This is a genomic window from Flavobacterium sp. SH_e (assembly GCF_025717045.1).
In the GTDB taxonomy this organism is placed as follows: Bacteria; Bacteroidota; Bacteroidia; order Flavobacteriales; family Flavobacteriaceae; genus Flavobacterium.
Genome location: NZ_JAOVZN010000006.1, coordinates 311,605 through 330,323, shown reverse-complemented (window position 1 = coordinate 330,323; position 18,719 = coordinate 311,605). Strand labels below are relative to the sequence as shown.

Annotated in this window: 20 protein-coding genes; 19 read left to right on the top strand and 1 reads right to left on the bottom strand. The window is 34.8% G+C overall.

Features of this window, described 5'->3' with window-relative positions; genetic code table 11:
• Positions 1-157: 157 nt before the first annotated feature.
• From OD917_RS12345 to OD917_RS12330, 4 genes are all read left to right on the top strand, one after another.
• The gene (locus OD917_RS12345; protein ID WP_263523808.1) at positions 158-1,813 is read left to right on the top strand and encodes a UxaA family hydrolase; all 1,656 of its coding nucleotides are present in this window, start codon (positions 158-160) and stop codon (positions 1,811-1,813) included.
• Positions 1,814-1,850: 37 nt separating this feature from the next.
• Positions 1,851-2,615 (top strand): SDR family NAD(P)-dependent oxidoreductase, encoded by a 765-nt coding sequence (locus OD917_RS12340; protein ID WP_263523807.1) that lies wholly within the window; start codon positions 1,851-1,853, stop codon positions 2,613-2,615.
• 151 nt (positions 2,616-2,766) lie between these two features.
• Entirely contained in the window at positions 2,767-3,624 is an 858-nt protein-coding gene (locus OD917_RS12335; RefSeq protein ID WP_263523806.1) for a fumarylacetoacetate hydrolase family protein, read from the top strand.
• A gap of 4 nt (positions 3,625-3,628) precedes the next feature.
• A complete protein-coding gene (locus OD917_RS12330) occupies positions 3,629-3,964 on the top strand; it encodes an L-rhamnose mutarotase (protein ID WP_263523805.1) in 336 nt (111 codons plus the stop codon).
• 199 nt (positions 3,965-4,163) lie between these two features.
• On the opposite strand, the gene OD917_RS12325 is transcribed toward OD917_RS12330, so the two are convergent.
• The gene (locus tag OD917_RS12325; protein ID WP_129745863.1) at positions 4,164-5,414 is read right to left on the bottom strand and encodes an NAD(P)/FAD-dependent oxidoreductase; all 1,251 of its coding nucleotides are present in this window, start codon (positions 5,412-5,414) and stop codon (positions 4,164-4,166) included.
• A 101-nt stretch (positions 5,415-5,515) separates the two neighbouring features.
• Here OD917_RS12325 and hutH point away from each other — a divergent pair, with 101 nt between their 5' ends.
• The 15 genes from hutH to OD917_RS12250 all read left to right on the top strand — a co-directional run bounded on the left by hutH (position 5,516) and on the right by OD917_RS12250 (position 18,666).
• Complete coding sequence (hutH, locus tag OD917_RS12320; RefSeq protein ID WP_129745862.1) at positions 5,516-7,036, top strand: histidine ammonia-lyase; 1,521 nt, start codon at positions 5,516-5,518, stop codon at positions 7,034-7,036.
• Between the two features lie 40 nt (positions 7,037-7,076).
• The gene (locus OD917_RS12315; protein WP_263523804.1) at positions 7,077-8,300 is read left to right on the top strand and encodes a WG repeat-containing protein; all 1,224 of its coding nucleotides are present in this window, start codon (positions 7,077-7,079) and stop codon (positions 8,298-8,300) included.
• A 95-nt stretch (positions 8,301-8,395) separates the two neighbouring features.
• Positions 8,396-9,127 (top strand): 3-oxoacyl-ACP reductase FabG, encoded by a 732-nt coding sequence (gene fabG, locus OD917_RS12310; RefSeq protein ID WP_263523803.1) that lies wholly within the window; start codon positions 8,396-8,398, stop codon positions 9,125-9,127.
• Positions 9,128-9,296: 169 nt separating this feature from the next.
• The gene (locus tag OD917_RS12305) at positions 9,297-10,532 is read left to right on the top strand and encodes a beta-ketoacyl-[acyl-carrier-protein] synthase family protein (protein WP_263523802.1); all 1,236 of its coding nucleotides are present in this window, start codon (positions 9,297-9,299) and stop codon (positions 10,530-10,532) included.
• A complete protein-coding gene (locus tag OD917_RS12300; RefSeq protein ID WP_008465907.1) occupies positions 10,525-10,779 on the top strand; it encodes an acyl carrier protein in 255 nt (84 codons plus the stop codon). Before OD917_RS12305 ends, OD917_RS12300 begins: the two co-directional genes overlap by 8 nt.
• Positions 10,780-11,679, top strand: coding sequence for a lipid A biosynthesis acyltransferase (locus OD917_RS12295; RefSeq protein WP_263523801.1), 900 nt, complete (start codon positions 10,780-10,782; stop codon positions 11,677-11,679). It abuts the gene before it with no gap.
• A gap of 136 nt (positions 11,680-11,815) precedes the next feature.
• On the top strand, positions 11,816-12,718 hold the full coding sequence (locus OD917_RS12290; RefSeq protein WP_263523800.1) for a dialkylrecorsinol condensing enzyme DarA: 903 nt from the start codon (positions 11,816-11,818) through the stop codon (positions 12,716-12,718).
• Between the two features lie 17 nt (positions 12,719-12,735).
• Positions 12,736-13,869 carry a beta-ketoacyl-ACP synthase III gene (locus OD917_RS12285; protein WP_263523799.1) on the top strand — a complete coding sequence of 378 codons (1,134 nt, stop codon included), beginning with the start codon at positions 12,736-12,738 and terminating at the stop codon, positions 13,867-13,869.
• Positions 13,869-14,300 (top strand): hypothetical protein, encoded by a 432-nt coding sequence (locus OD917_RS12280; protein WP_263523798.1) that lies wholly within the window; start codon positions 13,869-13,871, stop codon positions 14,298-14,300. The genes OD917_RS12285 and OD917_RS12280 overlap by 1 nt, the downstream gene beginning before the upstream one ends.
• An 8-nt stretch (positions 14,301-14,308) precedes the next feature.
• Positions 14,309-14,773 (top strand): ABC transporter permease, encoded by a 465-nt coding sequence (locus OD917_RS12275; RefSeq protein ID WP_263523797.1) that lies wholly within the window; start codon positions 14,309-14,311, stop codon positions 14,771-14,773.
• A 29-nt stretch (positions 14,774-14,802) separates the two neighbouring features.
• Positions 14,803-15,207 (top strand): hypothetical protein, encoded by a 405-nt coding sequence (locus OD917_RS12270; RefSeq protein ID WP_263523796.1) that lies wholly within the window; start codon positions 14,803-14,805, stop codon positions 15,205-15,207.
• Positions 15,208-16,206 (top strand): BtrH N-terminal domain-containing protein, encoded by a 999-nt coding sequence (locus tag OD917_RS12265; protein ID WP_263523795.1) that lies wholly within the window; start codon positions 15,208-15,210, stop codon positions 16,204-16,206. It abuts the gene before it with no gap.
• A gap of 64 nt (positions 16,207-16,270) precedes the next feature.
• Positions 16,271-16,969, top strand: coding sequence for an ABC transporter ATP-binding protein (locus OD917_RS12260; protein ID WP_263524576.1), 699 nt, complete (start codon positions 16,271-16,273; stop codon positions 16,967-16,969).
• On the top strand, positions 16,959-18,242 hold the full coding sequence (locus OD917_RS12255; protein WP_263523794.1) for an ABC transporter permease: 1,284 nt from the start codon (positions 16,959-16,961) through the stop codon (positions 18,240-18,242). The genes OD917_RS12260 and OD917_RS12255 overlap by 11 nt, the downstream gene beginning before the upstream one ends.
• Entirely contained in the window at positions 18,217-18,666 is a 450-nt protein-coding gene (locus OD917_RS12250) for an acyl-CoA thioesterase (protein WP_263523793.1), read from the top strand. The genes OD917_RS12255 and OD917_RS12250 overlap by 26 nt, the downstream gene beginning before the upstream one ends.
• Positions 18,667-18,719: the final 53 nt, after the last annotated feature.

Sequence of the window (18,719 nt, the reverse complement as noted above, 5' to 3'; positions counted from 1 at the left end):
TAAAGATTATACACGGACAATATTAGACTATTAAGGAATATGTAAAAAGACTAATTTTATTTTTCGTTAACTGCCCGAATTCTATAGAAAATCAGAAGATTAAAATGTTATAGAATGAAAGCAGTGACATCAAAAAAAGAAAAAAACAAACAACACAATGTCTGAGAATAACACAAAAAAACTGGTTGTAAAACTGCATCCAGACGATAATGTATTGGTTGCCTTAACCGATCTTCAAAAAGGCGAAACCATTCATTTTGAAAACGAAAATTACGTTTTACAAGACCTTATCAAAGCCAAACATAAATTCTACATGCAAGACATGAAGCAGGGAGAAGAAGTAAATATGTATGGTGTTTTGGTTGGAAAAGTGCAAAATGATGTGGCTAAAGGAAGTTTAATGACGACCGAAAACCTAAAACATGCTGCAGATCCATACGCATACAGAAATGCTTCTTACGAATGGAATGCACCTGATGTTTCTAAATTTGAAAACAGAACTTTTAAAGGTTACAAAAGAAAAGACGGACGTGTTGGAACAGCAAATTACTGGCTTTTTGTTCCAACTGTATTTTGTGAAAACAGAAATCTTGATGTAATCAAAGAAGCCTTACACAAACAATTGGGTTATGCTGTAACGGACAAATACAATCAATTTACGCACGAGTTGCTGGAAGGTTATTTGAACGGAAATGACATTAACGATATCAATATTGAATTAAATCCGACTCCAAAAAACAAACGCGTTTTTGAAAATGTGGACGGAATTAAATTCTTAAATCATCAAGGTGGATGTGGCGGAACACGTCAGGATGCTTCTACTTTGAGCGCTTTATTGGCTTCTTATGCGAATCATCCAAACGTTGGCGGAATTACGCTTTTGAGTTTAGGATGCCAGCATTTGCAAGTTCAGGATTTTGTAAATGATGTAAAAAGACAAAACCCAGATTTCGATAAACCGTTGTTTATTTTTGAACAGCAGCAAACAGAAAGCGAAGAAGTTCTAATTACAAATGCCATCAAAAAGACTTTTGAAGGTTTAATTGAAATCAACAAATACGAAAGAACTGATGCTCCTTTGAGCGATTTATGTATTGGTGTAAAATGTGGCGGAAGCGATGGTTTCAGTGGTGTTTCTGCAAATCCTGCTGTTGGTTATACTTCTGATTTGGTTGTCGCTTTAGGCGGAAAAATTCTTTTGGCTGAATTCCCAGAATTGTGCGGAGCAGAGCAAAACTTAATTGACAGATGTATAACGGAAGATAAGGCTAGAAAATTCATCGATTTAATGGAATCTTATGATGAACTAGCGCATAAAGTAGGTTCTGGTTTCCACATGAATCCTTCTCCGGGAAACATCAAAGACGGGTTAATTACGGATGCGATCAAAAGTGCCGGAGCAGCCAAAAAAGGCGGTACATCTCCTGTTGTTGATGTTTTAGATTATACCGAACTGGTTACAAAACCAGGTTTAAGTTTGGTTTGTACGCCAGGAAATGACGTAGAAGCAACAACTGGAAAAGCAGCTTCTGGAGCAACTTTAATTTTGTTTACAACTGGATTGGGAACTCCGACAGGAAACCCAGTTTGTCCTGTAATTAAAGTGGCGACAAACTCAGTTTTGGCAACTAGAATGAAAGATATTATCGATATTGACTGCGGACCAATTATTAGTGGTGAAAAATCTATTGAAGAAATGGGCGAGGAAATTTTAGAATATTGCATCAAAGCGGCAAGCGGCGAAATTATTCCGAAAGCGGTTCAATTAAACCAAGACGATTTTATTCCGTGGAAACGCGGCGTATCTTTGTAAAAGACTATTAAAAAACAACTCATAAAATTTATATCAAATGTTTTCATTACAAAATAAAAAAGCAATTATCACAGGCGGTGGAAGCGGAATTGGAAGAGCGATTTCGGTTTTATTTGCTAAACAAGGTGCAGAAGTTCACGTTTTAGAATTAACAGAAGAAAGCGCAAAAGAAACGGTTGAAGAAATAAAATCTGCTGGAGGAACTGTTTTTGCTCACGCTTGCGATGTTTCAAATCACGAACAAGTTAAAACGACTTTCGATAAAATTGGAAATATTAATATTCTAGTAAACAACGCCGGAATTGCTCACGTTGGAAAAGTAGACACAACTTCTGAATCTGATTTTGACCGTATCATGAATGTAAACGTAAAAGGAGTTTACAACTGTCTTCACGCTTCGATTCCGGCGCTAAGAAATTCTGGCGGAGGTGTTATTTTGAACTTAGCTTCGATTGCTTGCTGGGTTGGAATTCCAGATCGTTTTGCTTATTCTACGGCAAAAGGAGCAGTTATGGCAATGACTTTATCGGTTGCTAAAGATTATTTAAATGATAAAATCAGATGTAATTCTATTTCTCCTGCGAGAGTTCACACCCCTTTCGTTGACGGATTTATTGCTAAAAATTATCCTGGAAAAGAAGAAGAAATTTTCGAAAAATTATCTCAATCACAACCTATCGGACGTATGGGAAAACCTGAAGAAATTGCAACTTTAGCTTTATTCTTATGCAGCGATGAGTCTTCTTTCATCACAGGTTCAGATTACCCAATTGATGGTGGATTTATTAAATTGAATAACTAAAAAAATTAGCCACGAATTCACGAATTAAAAAGATTAAAAAATCTGTGAAATCTGCGCGAATTAAAAAAACCGCGAATTTCACAAATTATGATTTGTAAAAATTCGTGAATTCGTGGCAAAAAAACATACACATTACTAAAAAAATTAAAATATGAAACTTATTAGATTCGGAGAAGAAGGAAAGGAAAAACCAGGTGTTTTACTAAATGAAAAAAGATACGATGTTTCGTCTATTGTAACAGATTACAACGAAGCTTTTTTTGAAAACGACGGTTTAGCAAAATTAGAAGAAGCTTTAAAAAACAATCCATCTTTACCAGAAGTTAGCGATTCAGTTCGTTTAGGTTCGCCTGTTGCACGTCCTTCAAAAATTATCTGCATCGGATTAAATTATGTGGATCACTGCGAAGAAACAGGTGCTGCAATTCCAGAAGAACCAATCATTTTCTTTAAATCAACGACTTCTTTATGCGGACCAAATGACAATTTGATTATTCCAAAAAACAGTGAAAAAACAGACTGGGAAGTAGAATTGGCATTTGTTGTAGGTAAAAAAGCTAGCTACGTTTCTGAAGAAGATGCACCAAACTACATCGCGGGATATTGCCTTTTGAATGATTACAGCGAAAGAGCATTCCAAATCGAAAGAGGTGGACAATGGGCAAAAGGAAAAGGTTCTGATACCTTCGCTCCTCTTGGACCAATTATGGCAACTCCAGACGAAGTTGGCGATGTAAATAATCTAAAAATGTGGCTTACTGTAAACGGAAAAACGTTCCAAAACAGTAATACTTCAAACTTGATTTTTAAAATTCCATTCTTAGTTCATTATTTAAGTCAGTTTATGACTTTGCTTCCTGGTGATGTAATCAGTACAGGAACACCTCCGGGAGTTGGATTAGGAATCAAACCAGATCCAATTTACATTAAAGCAGGCGACGTAATCGAATTAGGAATTGAAGGTTTAGGTACAAGCAAGCAAACTGCTGTAGCTTATCAACAAAACTAAAATTATGGCAACTCAAAAATTCTATCTGGCATTAGACTTAAAAGATGATGCAGATTTAATTGCAGAATACAAAGAACTGCATGAAAATGTCTGGCCAGAAATTAAAAAAAGCATTCAAGATTCTGGAATTGAAGTTTTGGATATTTACTGCACAGGAAATCGATTGTTCATGATCATCGAAGCAGATGCTGATTTTACTTTCGAAAAGAAAGATCAAGCCGACGCAGCAAACGAAAAAGTTCAGGAATGGGAAACTTTAATGTGGAAATTCCAGCAAGCTTTACCGTGGGCAAAACCGGGACAAAAATGGATTTTAATGGATAAGATTTTTGGATTGTAAAAAAATATTCCGTTAGGAATATCTGATTGGTAGAAAAAAAATATTGTCGTTTGTATTATGTCCTGTAAGGACATTTGATTTACGGAAATAATATTCCCAATCAATTAATCAAACGTTCCTACGGAACGTATTATCGCAATTCAAATTTCGCGTTCTACCGACGAGACATTCCTACGGAATGAATAAAAAAAGCCCTGATTTATTCAGGGCTTTGTTCTTTTTGCATATTCAATAAATATGCCATATTAGCTATTACGTGATCATGTTTTTTGACAAACGAATTTTCTTCATTCCAAACATAACCTGCTAAAACCGCACATATTTTTTCTTTTACTTCTGGGTTTTCTGGCTGGTGGAAAAATAATGTTTGTAGATTTCCTGTGTACCATTCTTGAACATAAGTGGTGAAAACGGCAATTCCGCGTTTCATGTATTGCGTAAATTCCACTTCCCAATCTACCGGAATTCCTTGTGATTCTTTCAAATATAATTTTGCAGCCAACATTCCAGATTCAGTTGCAAAAGCTACACCTGACGAGAAAACTGGATCTAAAAATTCAGAACTATTTCCTGTTAACGCAAAACCGTCACCGTACATTCTTTTTACAGCTCGTGAGTAGTTTTCTAATTTAACTGGCTCAAATAGAAATTCTGTTCCAGCAAATCTTTTAATATAATAATCCGATTTCTGAATGGCATTTCGCAAAGCCTCAGCATTATCTTTATTCTCAGAAAGTGAATTGATGAAATCTGTTGGACCAACAACACCCAAACTTGTATTTCCGTTCGAGAAAGGAATTACCCAAAGCCAAACTTCAGTTTCTAGAATATCAAACGAAATTTGAGTTCCCTCGACACCTTCTTCTCTATTAATATCTTTAACATGGGTAAAAATCGAAGAATGCGGATCTAATTTTGAAGGCGTATCCAGATCTAAAAGTCTTGGCAAAACACGTCCGTATCCGCTAGAATCGATGATAAATTTAGCGTGGATTTCTTTTAGGTTTCCGTCTTTATCTTTTACAATAGTTTTCGAATTTTTTCCTTCAAAAGAAACTTCCAAAACTTCAGTTTCAAATTCTAAGTCAATTCCTTTTCTTATAATTTCTTGAGCCATTGTATTGTCAAAATCAGCTCTTGGAACCTGCCAAGTCCAATCCCATCCTTCGCCAAATTTTACGCTGAAATCAAAATTGCAGATTTCTTCTCCTCTGATAAAACGAGCTCCTAATTTCTTTTCGAAGTTCATCGCGTCAAGAGCGTCAAACAATTCTGCTTCAGCAAAATGATCCATTACACGAGGAATAAGGCTTTCGCCTACAACAAGTCTCGGAAACTTTGTTTTTTCTACAACTTTAACCTTTACGTTGTTCTTAAAAAGATACGATGCCGAAACACATCCGGACGGTCCTGCACCAATCACTAAAACATCAACAAACTCCTTTGTCATATTAGAATTATTATCATTAATTAACCTACATTTGCCATCATCAAAATAACTACATTTATTTTGATAAATAAAATTAAATTAGCGCAACCAAAAACGATTTGATGAATACAATAAATGAATATCTAAGTTTAGCAGAATTTGAAGCCATAATCTTTGGAAAAAACAAAGTTGCCATAAGCGATGTGGTTTTAAATCGAGTAAACGAAAGTTTTAATTTCTTAAAAGAATTCTCAGGAAATAAAGTAATCTACGGAGTAAATACAGGATTTGGTCCAATGGCTCAATATAGAATTAAGGAGTCAGATCAAATTCAATTGCAATACAATTTAATTAGAAGCCATTCTTCTGGAACAGGAAAACCTTTGAACGCTGAGTGCGCAAAAGCAGCGATTCTGGCAAGATTAAATACGCTTTCTTTAGGAAATTCAGGTGTTCATTCTTCTGTTATTCACTTAATGGCAGAATTAATCAATCGAGATATTACGCCTTTAATTTTTGAACACGGCGGTGTTGGTGCCAGCGGAGATTTAGTACAATTGTCACACTTAGCTTTAGTTTTAATTGGCGAAGGCGAAGTTTTTTATAAAGGTGAAAGACGTTCAACTGCAGAAGTTTTCGAAATTGAAGGTTTAAAACCAATTCAAGTAGAAATTAGAGAAGGTCTGGCATTAATCAACGGAACTTCTGTAATGACAGGAATTGGAGTGGTAAATGTTCATTATGCTAAAAAATTATTAGACTGGTCGTTAAAAGCTTCTTGTGCAATTAACGAATTGGTTCAAGCTTATGATGATCATTTCTCAGAAGAATTAAACCAAACCAAACGTCATAAAGGACAGCAGGAAGTCGCGGAAAGAATGAGACAAAATCTTTCTGATAGTACGTTGATCCGTAAAAGAGAAGACCATTTATATTCTGGAGAAAACACAGAAGAAATCTTCAAAGAAAAAGTTCAGGAATATTATTCATTACGTTGCGTTCCTCAAATTCTGGGGCCAGTTTTAGAGACTATCAATAATGTTGCTTCTATTCTGGAAGACGAATTTAACTCGGCAAACGACAATCCAATTATCGACGTAAAAAACAAACACGTTTACCACGGAGGAAATTTCCACGGAGATTACATTTCTCTAGAAATGGATAAACTAAAAATAGTTATTACAAAATTAACGATGCTGGCAGAGCGTCAATTGAATTATTTATTGAATTCAAAAATCAACGAAATTTTGCCTCCATTTGTAAACTTAGGAACATTAGGGTTCAATTTCGGAATGCAAGGCGTTCAGTTCGTGGCAACTTCAACAACTGCCGAAAATCAAATGTTATCAAACCCGATGTACGTGCACAGTATTCCGAACAACAATGACAATCAAGACATTGTAAGTATGGGAACAAACGCGGCGGTAATTACATCAAAAGTAATTGAAAACTCATTTGAAGTTTTAGCGATCGAATTAATCACAATTGTTCAGGCAATTGATTATTTGAAACAGAAAGATCAAATTTCGTCAACGACTAAAAAATGGTATGACGATATCAGAAATATAATTCCAGAATTTAAGGAAGATCAAGTAATGTATCCTTTTGTTCAAAAAGTAAAAGATTATTTAATCAACAGTTAAAAATCTTTATTTTACAGTATTAATATTGAATCTTAAAATCATGAAAAAGTCATTTGTTTTTTTATTGCTTGGTTGCATTCAATTTGTTAATAGCCAAGAATTAGCATTAGTTAAAAAAAATTCTAAAATTGGATATCTGTCTAAAGATGGATCTTTTAAAATTGAACCTCAATATAAATCTGCCAGAAGTTTCTCTGAAGGTTTAGCTGCTGTGGAAAATGGCGGAAAATGGGGATTTATCGATTCAAAAGGAAGCTGGGTAATTCCAGCCGATTTTAAAGATGCTAAAGATTTTAACAGCGGAATCGCAGTTGTACAAAAAGACAAAGATTGGGTTTATATTAATACAAAAGGAGAAATCCAAAAAGCACCAGCTTCTGATAAAGTATTTGATTTTAATGACGGCGTTGCTTTCTTCAGACAAAACAATAAAGTTGGGTTAATCAACAACAAAATGACTATTGTTTTAGAACCAAAATATGATCAGATCAAGCCTTTTGAAAATGGTTATGCCAGAGTGGAACTAAACAAAAACTGGGGAATTATTGATACTAACGGAAAAGAATTGGTTGAACCAGTTTATGCCGAAGTTGGAAATTATTTTAAAGGCACAACTTGGGCAAGAAAAGATAAAACTGTCGGATTGGTAAGTGGAGGAAAATTTATTCCCGTTGATGGAGCTGAAAAAATCTGGGATTTCGAAACTCAGGATTTGACTTTCGCTAAAAAGAACGGAAAAATCGGTTACATCGATTTAAAAGGAAATTGGGCCATTCTTCCTATTTATGATAAAGGAAAAGCTTTCTCAAAAAACCTTGCTCCTGTTCTTGTTGGAAAAAAATGGGGATTCATTAATCCAGAAGGAAAATTTGTAATTGAACCAACTTACAACGATGCAGAAGTTTTCAGCACAAACGGACTTGCTCCAGTAAAAGAAAGCAACTGGGGATTCATAAATGAATCTGGAAAATTGGTAATTCCAACTCAATACGGTATCACTACAAATGCTATTATCGCAATGTTTACACAACAAGATAAAGGATTTATTGGTGGTGTAGCCAGAGTAAAAAACGAAGGAAAATGGGGATTTCTTAAACCTGACGGAACAGTTTTAGCCAACCAATGGTTTGAAAATGCAGAATTGTTTTCTAAAAGTGCAGAAAAACCTCAACCTGTTGCAGCTCCTGCTGAAAAACCAAAAGAAGAAACTAAACCGGTAGCAAAAAAAACAGCTGCAAAACCAGCACCGAAAAAAAAGAAATAATATTTATCTCCAAATAAATTAGAAATTTGCATAAATGAAATCGCATTCTATAAAGCGGTTTCATTTATGACGAATAAAAATAAAACCTACATTAAATGAAATGTGTATTAGTAACAGGCGGTTCGAGAGGAATTGGAAGTGCTATTTGTAAAAAACTAGCCGTAGAATCCGATTATCATATTCTGATTAATTATCATTCGAATAAAACAGCTGCTGAAGAAACATTACAAGAAGTACAAAAATTAGGCGGAACAGGAGAAATCTTAGGTTTTGATGTTTCTAATTTTGAAAACGTACAAAATGTTTTAACTGCTTGGCAGGAAGCAAATCCTGAAAAATTGGTTGAGGCAATTGTTAACAATGCTGGAATCACAAAAGACGGTCTTTTTATGTGGATGACACCAGAAGACTGGAACGGCGTTATGAATACAAGCGTAAATGGTTTCTTTAATGTTACACAGTTTTTTATTCAAAAAATGTTACGCAATAAATACGGCCGAATTGTAAATATGGTTTCTGTTTCTGGAGTAAAAGGAACTGCAGGACAAGCCAATTATTCGGCTGCAAAAGGTGCCATTGTAGCAGCGACTAAAGCTTTGGCTCAAGAAGTTGCCAAAAGAAATATTACTGTAAATGCTGTTGCTCCAGGTTTTATCAGAACCGATATGACAAGTCAGCTGGACGAAAAAGAATTATTAAAGCTAATTCCGGTAAACCGTTTTGGCGAAGCCGAAGAAGTTGCAGATTTGGTAAGCTTTTTGATTTCTAAAAAAGCAAGCTATATTACAGGAGAAATTATCAATATTAACGGCGGAATATATTCTTAAAGAATACTATGTTTGCGAGATTATTTTAAGATTTTTAAACATAGAAAATTGCTCGCAAAGTCGCAAAGTTTAAGCAAAAAGACTTTAAAAAAACTTAGTGCCTTTGTGCCTTTGCGGCAAGATTAAAAAAAATTACACTTTAAGGATAAAAAATTACTTTTGAAAGACGATGAATAGACGAGTTGTAATTACTGGAATGGGAATTTATTCTTGTATCGGAACTTCTTTAGACGAAGTAAAAGATTCGTTATACGAAGGAAAATCTGGTATTCAGTTTGATTCTGAACGTAAAGAATTTGGTTTCCAGTCGGCCTTAACAGGAATGGTTCCGAAAGCCGATCTTAAAAATTTATTGACGCGCAGACAACGTATGAGCATCGGTGAAGAAACCGAATATGCTTATATGGCCACTATAGAAGCTTTAAAAAACGCTAACATTGACGATGCCTTTTTTGACGAACGCGAAGTAGGTATTATGTACGGAAACGACTCTGTTTCTAAAGCCATCATTGACGCAACAGATATTGTACGCGAGAAAAAAGACACCGCTCTAATTGGTTCTGGTGCCATTTTTAAATCGATGAATTCTACAGTTACGATGAATCTTTCTACGATTTTCAAACTTCGCGGTATCAATCTTACTGTGAGTGCAGCTTGTGCCAGCGGTTCTCACTCAATTGGTTTGGCTTATTTTTTAATTAAAAGCGGATTTCAAGATATTGTCATTACTGGCGGTGCACAAGAAATCAATAAATATGCGATGAGCAGTTTTGACGGATTAGGTGTTTTTTCTAATAGAGAAGGCGATCCTACAAAAGCCTCAAGACCTTTTGACATTGGTCGCGACGGATTAATTCCGAGTGGTGGCGGCGCAACTTTAATTTTAGAAAGTTACGAATCTGCTATTGCGCGCGGTGCTAATATTATCGCTGAAATTGGCGGTTACGGATTTTCATCAAACGGAGGTCACATCTCAACACCAAATGTTGAAGGACCAGCCACAGCAATGAAACGTGCACTTGACGATGCCAAATTAGAAGCTTCAGATATTGAATATATAAATGCTCATGCAACCTCAACACCTGTTGGAGATGCAAACGAAGCAAAAGCCATTTTTGAAGTTTTTGGAGAAAAAAATCCTCCTGTGAGCTCTACAAAATCCATGACAGGCCACGAATGCTGGATGGCAGGAGCTAGCGAAATCATTTATTCTATCTTAATGATGCAGCACGATTTTATCGCACCGAACATCAATTTGGAAAACCCAGATGAAGATGCGTCAAAATTAAATTTAGTTAAAACTACGTTAAACAAAAAATTTGACATATTTTTGTCCAATTCTTTCGGTTTCGGAGGAACCAACTCTGCGTTGGTGGTTAAAAAGTTTAAATTGAACAATGAATAAAGAAGAGATTATAGCAAAAATTAATGGTTTTTTAGTTGATGAATTTGAAGTTGATAATGACGACATTGAACCAAATGCTAATTTAAAAGATACACTTGGGTTAGACAGTCTGGATTATGTTGACTTAGTCGTTTCAATAGAGGCAAACTTTGGTGTAAAACTAGTTGAAGCAGATTTTGTTGGAATTTCTGATTTTCAAAGTTTTTATGACTTAATCGAAACTAAAATCAAAGCCAAATCAGCTTAAATGAGTCAATGGGATGGTAAATCCAAAGGAACTGTATTAGGTTATAAAATATTCGTTTTTTTAATTCAAAAAGCGGGTGTAAAAGCTGCTTATGTCTTACTTTATTTTGTTGCTTCTTATTATTTTTTATTTCTAAGAAAAAGCAACAGAGCCATTTTCTATTATTTTAAAGAAAGGCTTCAATACCCCTATTTCAAATCCAAAAAAATGGTTTTCAAAAGCTATTATACTTTTGGACAAACCATTATTGATAAAGTTTCTATTTCTGCTGGAATGCGAAACAAATTTACCTACGAATTTGACGGAATAGAAACACTCAAAAAATTACTTGCCGAGAAAAAAGGCGGCGTTTTAATCAGTGCACATGTTGGCAATTTTGAAATTGCAGAACATTTTCTGGGAGACATCGACCTTAATTTCCAGATAAATTTAGTGACTACAGATTTAGAACATTCTGCCATTAAGAATTATCTAGAAAGCGTTTCTCAAAAGCCAACCGTAAAATTTATCATTATTAAAGAAGATCTCTCTCACATTTTTGAGATCAATGCCGCTTTGGCCAATAATGAATTAATCTGCTTTACTGGCGACCGTTATTTTGAAGGAACTAAATCGCTTTCTGAAAACCTGCTTGGCAAAGAAGCCAATTTTCCTGCCGGACCATTTTTAATTGCTTCACGATTAAAAGTTCCAGTAGTTTTTGTTTACGTTATGAAAGAGCCAAATCTTCATTATCATTTGTACGCAAGAGAAGCCGAAGTAAAACATCGTGACGAGAAAGCACTTTTGAAAGAATATGTAAAAAGCGTAGAAAGCATTCTTCATCAATATCCTTTACAATGGTTCAATTATTTTGATTTTTGGAACCAGTTAGAAAACAAAAATTCATTGCCAAAATAGCATCAAACAAACACTTTTCGGTTTAGTTTTTTTCAATAAATCAAAAAATTGAGAATTCTATGTCATTGGTCGAAATAAGAAAATTCGTTTAAATAAATTTACTTACTTTTGCGAACCACCAAAGCCAAAAAACCTAATGAAAAATGTTCTCGTAATTTATTATTCTCAATCTGGACAATTGGAATCTATTGCAAGAAATATTGCGAAACCATTTCTAAATTCAGAAGAAATAAATCTCACATTTCACGAAATACAATTAGAAAAACCGTTCCCATTTCCTTGGAACAAAGATTCGTTTTTTGATGCATTTCCAGAATCCTTTTTACAGATTCCAACTGCATTGAAACCTGTTCCAGAAGAAATTTTAAACACAAAGTTTGACTTAATACTATTTCATTATCAGGTTTGGTATTTATCGCCTTCCATTCCGATTAATTCATTTTTGAAAAGCGAAGATGCCAAGAAAATTTTAAACCATACACCTGTCATCACTATCAGCGGTTCTAGAAACATGTGGATTATGGCTCAGGAAAAAATCAAAGTTTTGCTTAGAAAAGCCAATGCCAATTTGGTTGGAAATGTAGCTTTGGTTGATCGCGTTGGAAATTTAATCAGCGTTATTACCATCGTAGAATGGATGTTTTCTGGAGTTAAGAAAAAATATTTAGGTATTTTTCCGCTTCCGGGAGTTTCAGAAAAAGACATACAAGAATCGAGTCAGTTTGGAGAAATCATGCTTGATTCTTTACAAAAAGATAATTTAGCACAATTACAGCCAAAATTGGTCGATGCCGGTGCTGTAAAAATAAGTTCGTACTTAGTGACTGTCGACAAAACGGCCAATAAAATTTTCAATAAATGGTCAAACATCATTTATAAAAATCAAAAAAAACGAAAACAGCTGCTTAAAGTATTTAATGTTTATTTATTCCTTGCGATATGGTTAATTTCACCAATAGTGTATATATTGCACCTTATTACCTATCCGCTTAAGTTAAAAACTATAAAAAAGGAAACTCAATATTATCAGGGAGTTTAGAAGACGAAATTTAAATTATGTTTGAAGTATATATTACAAAAGCTGCAAAATATTTGCCAAACGAAGCCGTTTCAAATGACGAAATGGAAGCCTATCTAGGCCTTATCAATGATACTGCTTCTAAAGCAAGACGTATTATTTTGCGCAATAATAAAATTACAAGCCGATATTACGCTGTTGATAAAGAAGGAAAAAGCACTCACAGCAATGCCGAATTAACCAAAAATGCCATTTTACCGTTATTCGACGAAAATTTTACGCCTCAAGATGTAGAAGTACTTTCATGTGGGACCTCAACTCCCGACATTTTTCTGCCTTCGCATGCTGCGATGGTTCACGGTCTTTTAAAAAATAAATCCGTGGAATTAAACTCTTCAACAGGAGTTTGCTGTGCCGGAATGAACTCTCTTAAATTTGGCTTTCTTTCTATAAAATCTGGAAATTCAAAAAATGCAATCTGCACAGGATCTGAAAAAGTTTCTACCTGGCTGAATGCCCAAAAATACAATCACGAGGCTGATAATTTAAAAAGCCTTGAAGAACAGCCAATTATTGCGTTCAAAAAAGATTTCCTTCGTTGGATGTTGTCTGATGGTGCTGGAGCTTTTTTATTAGAAAATAAACCAAGAGGACCTATTTCGCTAAAAATCGAATGGATGGAAGCTTTTTCGTATGCGTACGAATTGGAAACTTGCATGTATGCGGGAGGTGATAAATTGGAAAATGGAGAAATTAAAGGCTGGAGCGATTATTCTCCAGAACAATGGCTAAACGAATCTGTTTTCTCAATAAAACAAGACGTTAAATTATTAGATGAATTTATCCTGTCAAAAGGTGCTGAAAGCATGAAAGACGCTATGGATAAAAACAATATTAAATCGGAAGATATTACTTATTTCATTCCTCACGTTTCTTCAAACTTTTTTGTTGAAGGACTAAAAAAAGGATTGACAGAAAAAGGTATCGGAATGAGCGATGACAAATGGTTCATGAATCTTTCTCGAGTTGGAAATGTAGGTTCTGCTTCTATTTACCTAGCTCTTGAAGAATTATTGAATTCAGGGAATTTGAAAAAAGGAGATAAAATTTTATTATCTGTTCCAGAAAGCGGAAGATTTTCTTTTGCTTATGCATATTTAACTGTTTGCTAATGGAAACAATGGCACTTCTAGAAAAAGAAATGGTAGAAAGTTTATTACCGCAAAAGTTCCCTTTTGTGATGGTAGATGCTATGCAATCTTATTCTGAAACTTCTTTGGTTGCTGGTTTAGAAATTCAACGCGATAATATTTTTGTTGCTGAAAATACTTTTCTTGAAGCTGGATTAATAGAACACATGGCACAATCTGTGGCATTGCATACGGGATATCAATATTTTTTGAGAAACGAAATTGCTCCAACAGGCTATATCGGTTCTATTAAAGAGATTGAAATTAAGAAACTTCCAAACGTTAACGACAACATTCAGTCTGAAGTAACAATTCTACAGGAATTTGCTGGAATCACTTTGGTCGATATTGTGACGACTTTGAACAATGAAGAAATTGCCAGAGGACAAATGAAAACTGTTTTGGCAAAATAAAAACCATAATGAAAGCTACTGCTGTTGACATACAAAATTATTTACCGCACCGAGCGCCAATGCTTATGGTGGATTTGATTTTGGATATTGATGCCAACTTTGTAGAAACTATATTCTTGATCAAAGAAGACAATATTTTTGTTCAGAATAGTGTTTTTAATGAAGCAGGTCTAATCGAAAATACCGCTCAGACTTGTTCGGCTATTGTTGGAAAAAAATATTTTTTTGACGACAACGGAATAGAAAATGAAAACATAAATGTAATTGGATTTATCAGCGCTTTAAAAAACGTAAAAATTCATGCGCTTCCAAAAGTCGGTGATTCTATCATAACCAAAGCCGATTTGGTTTCTAAATTTACTGGAGACGACTACACTTTATGTACCATGAGCTGCAAAAGCTTACTTGGAGAACAGATACTCTTAGAATGCGAAATTAACTTGTTTATTCAGAAAACAATTTCGGTTTCGTAACAATTCCACTTGAAAATAATAACTAGGTAATGGAAAAAGATAAAGTACCTCAGGATCAAAGTAACTTAACGAAAAACAACGTTAAAGAACTTTTGTACGCAACAGATGAAAATGGTAATTATACCACAACATTAAGTACGGGCTGGGAACCTAAAACGATAGCACTTTCAAATTCTATTGACGAAATAAACGAAAGAATTTCCGATGCGAAACAGCAGGTTTTAAACGGCGAAGTAAGTCCGATTGTGTATTTTATGGAAGCCAATAAAATGGATCTTAACATATTATCCAGTTACGTCGGGTTTTGGAAATGGCGCGTAAAAAGACATTTTAAACCTAGTGTTTTCGCAACTTTAAGCGATAAGATTTTACAGAAATATGCCGATACATTTGGAATTTCAATCGAAGAATTAAAAAACAGCATTACCAAATAAATGGAATTAACTTTCACACATCATCAGTCTGCTCATTGCGAGAATGGAGTAGCGTCAAATCTGCTAAAAAATAGCGGACTAAACATTAGCGAACCGATGGTTTTTGGTATTGGCTCAGGGTTGTTTTTTGTATATCTGCCTTTTATAAAAGTGAATCATGCACCAGCAATCAGTTACAGAACTTTGCCTGGACAGATTTTCAATAAAGTTGCGACCCGTTTAAATTTAAAAATAAAAAGACAAAAATTTTCTTCTATAGCAAATGCGAATAAAGCTTTAGACGAAAATTTAAAAAATAATATCCCAACTGGATTACAAGTTGGCGTTTACAACTTAAGTTATTTTCCTGACGAATATCGTTTTCATTTCAACGCGCACAATTTAGTCGTTTACGGAAAAACCGAAACCGAATATTTAGTGAGCGATCCTGTAATGGAAACCGTTACGACTTTAACTTACGAAGACATGAATAAAGTACGTTTTGCCAAAGGAGCTTTTGCACCTCGAGGACAAATGTACTATCCAATTCAGATTCCAAAAGAAGTTGATTTAAAAAGCGCCATCATTAAAGGAATCAAAAATACATGTCGTGATATGCTTGCGCCAATGCCAATTGTTGGTGTTCGCGGCATCAAAATGGTTTCTCGCCAGATTCGAAAATGGCCTGCAAAACATGGCGTTAGAAAAGCCAATCATTATTTGGCGCAAATGGTTCGTATGCAAGAAGAAATTGGAACTGGCGGCGGCGGTTTCCGTTTTATATATGCGGCATTTTTACAGGAAGCTTCGGTTATTTTGAATAACGAAGAATTAAAAACACTTTCTAAAGAAATGACCAAAATTGGAGATTCATGGCGTGATTTTGCTGTTGAAGCTTCAAGAATTTACAAAAATAGAAGTGCCAAAGAAGATGCCTACAATACTATTGCCGATGAACTTTTGGACATTGCCAATAGAGAAGAGATCTTTTTCAAAAAACTAAAAAAAGCGATCAGCTAAAAACACTATTTTGCAGTCTATCATTCAAATAGAATCCCTTTCGAAAAAGTACAAAAATGCAGAAATGTATTCTTTGAACAATGTTTCGCTAAATATAAATGAAGGTCAGATTTTTGGCTTGCTCGGTCCAAACGGTGCCGGAAAAACAACCTTAATTTCCATGCTTTGCGGATTGGTAAAACCAACTTCGGGGCATTTTACCATTGATGGTTTCGACTATCAGCATCAGGCTTCAAAAATTAAAAAAATCATAGGCGTTGTTCCTCAAGAATATGCTTTGTATCCCACTTTAACTGCCAGAGAAAATCTGCTTTATTTTGGAAGTATGTATGGTTTGAAAGGTTCTGATTTAAAAGATAAAGTAATCGAAACGCTAGATCTTTTGGGTTTATTAAAATTTGCCGATAAACAAGTTCAAACTTTCTCGGGCGGAATGAAACGCCGTGTAAACCTGATAGCAGGAATTCTGCATAATCCGAAAGTTTTGTTTTTGGATGAGCCAACCGTTGGTGTCGATGTACATTCTAAAACTGCCATTATCGATTATTTGAAAGTGTTAAACCAAAACGGAACGACTATTATTTATACCTCCCATCATTTGGCTGAAGCCGAAGATTTCTGTTCGCAAATTGCAATTTTAGACCAAGGACAAATTTATGCGCAAGACACTCCGTCGGCATTAATTGAATCTACAAAAGATGCTCGAAATCTCGAAGATGTTTTTATTTCATTAACCGGTAAAGCGTTGAGAGATGATATATAAAATTTGGATGTCGGTAGTAAAAGAATTCCTTTTGCTAAAAAGAGATTTAGGCGGACTGATTATTTTATTTGTCATGCCTTTGGTTTTGGTCATTGCCGTAACCTTAATTCAGGACAGCACTTTTAAAGCCGTAACCGATTCTAAACTTCAGATACTTTTGGTCGATAATGACAAAGGTTCTGTTTCTAAAACTGTTTTTGAAAATTTAGAAAAGAGCAAATATTTTACTGTTGTAACACAAATTGACAATACACCGATTACCGAAGAAATTGCCAAAGAAAATGTGTACAAAGGAAAATTTCAATTGGCAATTGTAATTCCAGAAAACTTAAGTTCAGATTTACAGGAAAAAGTGAATCAGAATGTAGAGAAAATCGTCAGCAATTTAGGTTTGACCGATAGTACAACAGCTGCCGAACCCCAGCGCGTCATTAAAGAAAAAGAAGTAAAACTGTATTTTGATCCAGCGGTTCAGATGAGTTTCAAAAATGCCGTTATGAGTTCGATTGACAAAATGATTTCGCAGATTGAAACCAAATCGATTTATTCTACTTTTCAAAAACAACTCGGAGAAGAAACAATAGATTTTGAACAAAAGAATTTTATCACTTTCAAAGAAATAATTCCGAGAATCAACAACAAAGAAGTTCGTCCGAATTCGGTTCAGCATAATGTTCCAGCGTGGACGCTTTTTGCAATCTTTTTTATTGTCATTCCGTTATCGATCAATATTGTAAAAGAAAAATCACAGGGAACTTTTGTTCGATTAAGAACCAATCCGGTTTCTAATTTAGTGGTGATTATTGGAAAAACCATCACCTACTCGATCATTTGCATGATTCAGTTTTATATGATGGTTGCCGTTGCCGTTTTCTTATTTCCATCAATCGGATTGCCTTCTTTAAATATTGAAGGTCATTTCTTTTTGACCAGTGTTGTAGCCTTATTTTCAGGTTTTGCAGCAATCGGATTCGGAATATTATTGGGAACTGTAGCCAGCACGCAAGAACAATCTGCTCCTTTTGGCGCGACAAGTGTGATTATTTTAGCTGCGATTGGCGGTGTTTGGGTTCCTGTTTTTGCTATGCCAAAAATCATGCAATATATCGCAAAATCTTCTCCAATGAACTGGGGATTAGAAGCTTTTTACGATGTATTACTTAGAAACGTTTCTTTCGTCGAAATCATACCAAGAATAAGTTTATTATTTTTGTTTTTCATTATTACCACTTCCATCGCATTATTTTATGATAAAAAGAAAAGAGCAGTTTAAAGAAGCTACAGATCTAACCGTTACACATGAAATTAGGATTCGTTTTAACGAAACAGATCCGCTTGGAATTGTTTGGCATGGCAATTATATCACGTATTTTGAAGATGGACGAGAAGCATTTGGGCGCCAGCACGGACTTACGTATTTGGATATTGCCAAAACGGGTTATACCACGCCAATTGTAAAATCGACTTGCGAACATAAATTGTCTTTGCGTTATGGCGATGTGGTAACAATTGAAACAACGGTTGTTGACACTCCAGCAGCAAAAATGATTTACCGTTTTAAAATTATTGACGAAAAAGGAGAAGTGGCCTGCACAGGAGAAACCACTCAGGTTTTTTTAGATAAAGATGGAAATTTAATGCTGACCAATCCTCCTTTTTATGAAGAATGGAAAAAGAAAGTTGGGTTGTTGAAATAAAGTTTTTTAGCCACGAATTCACGAATTAGAAAAAATTAAAATCGGAATCTGCT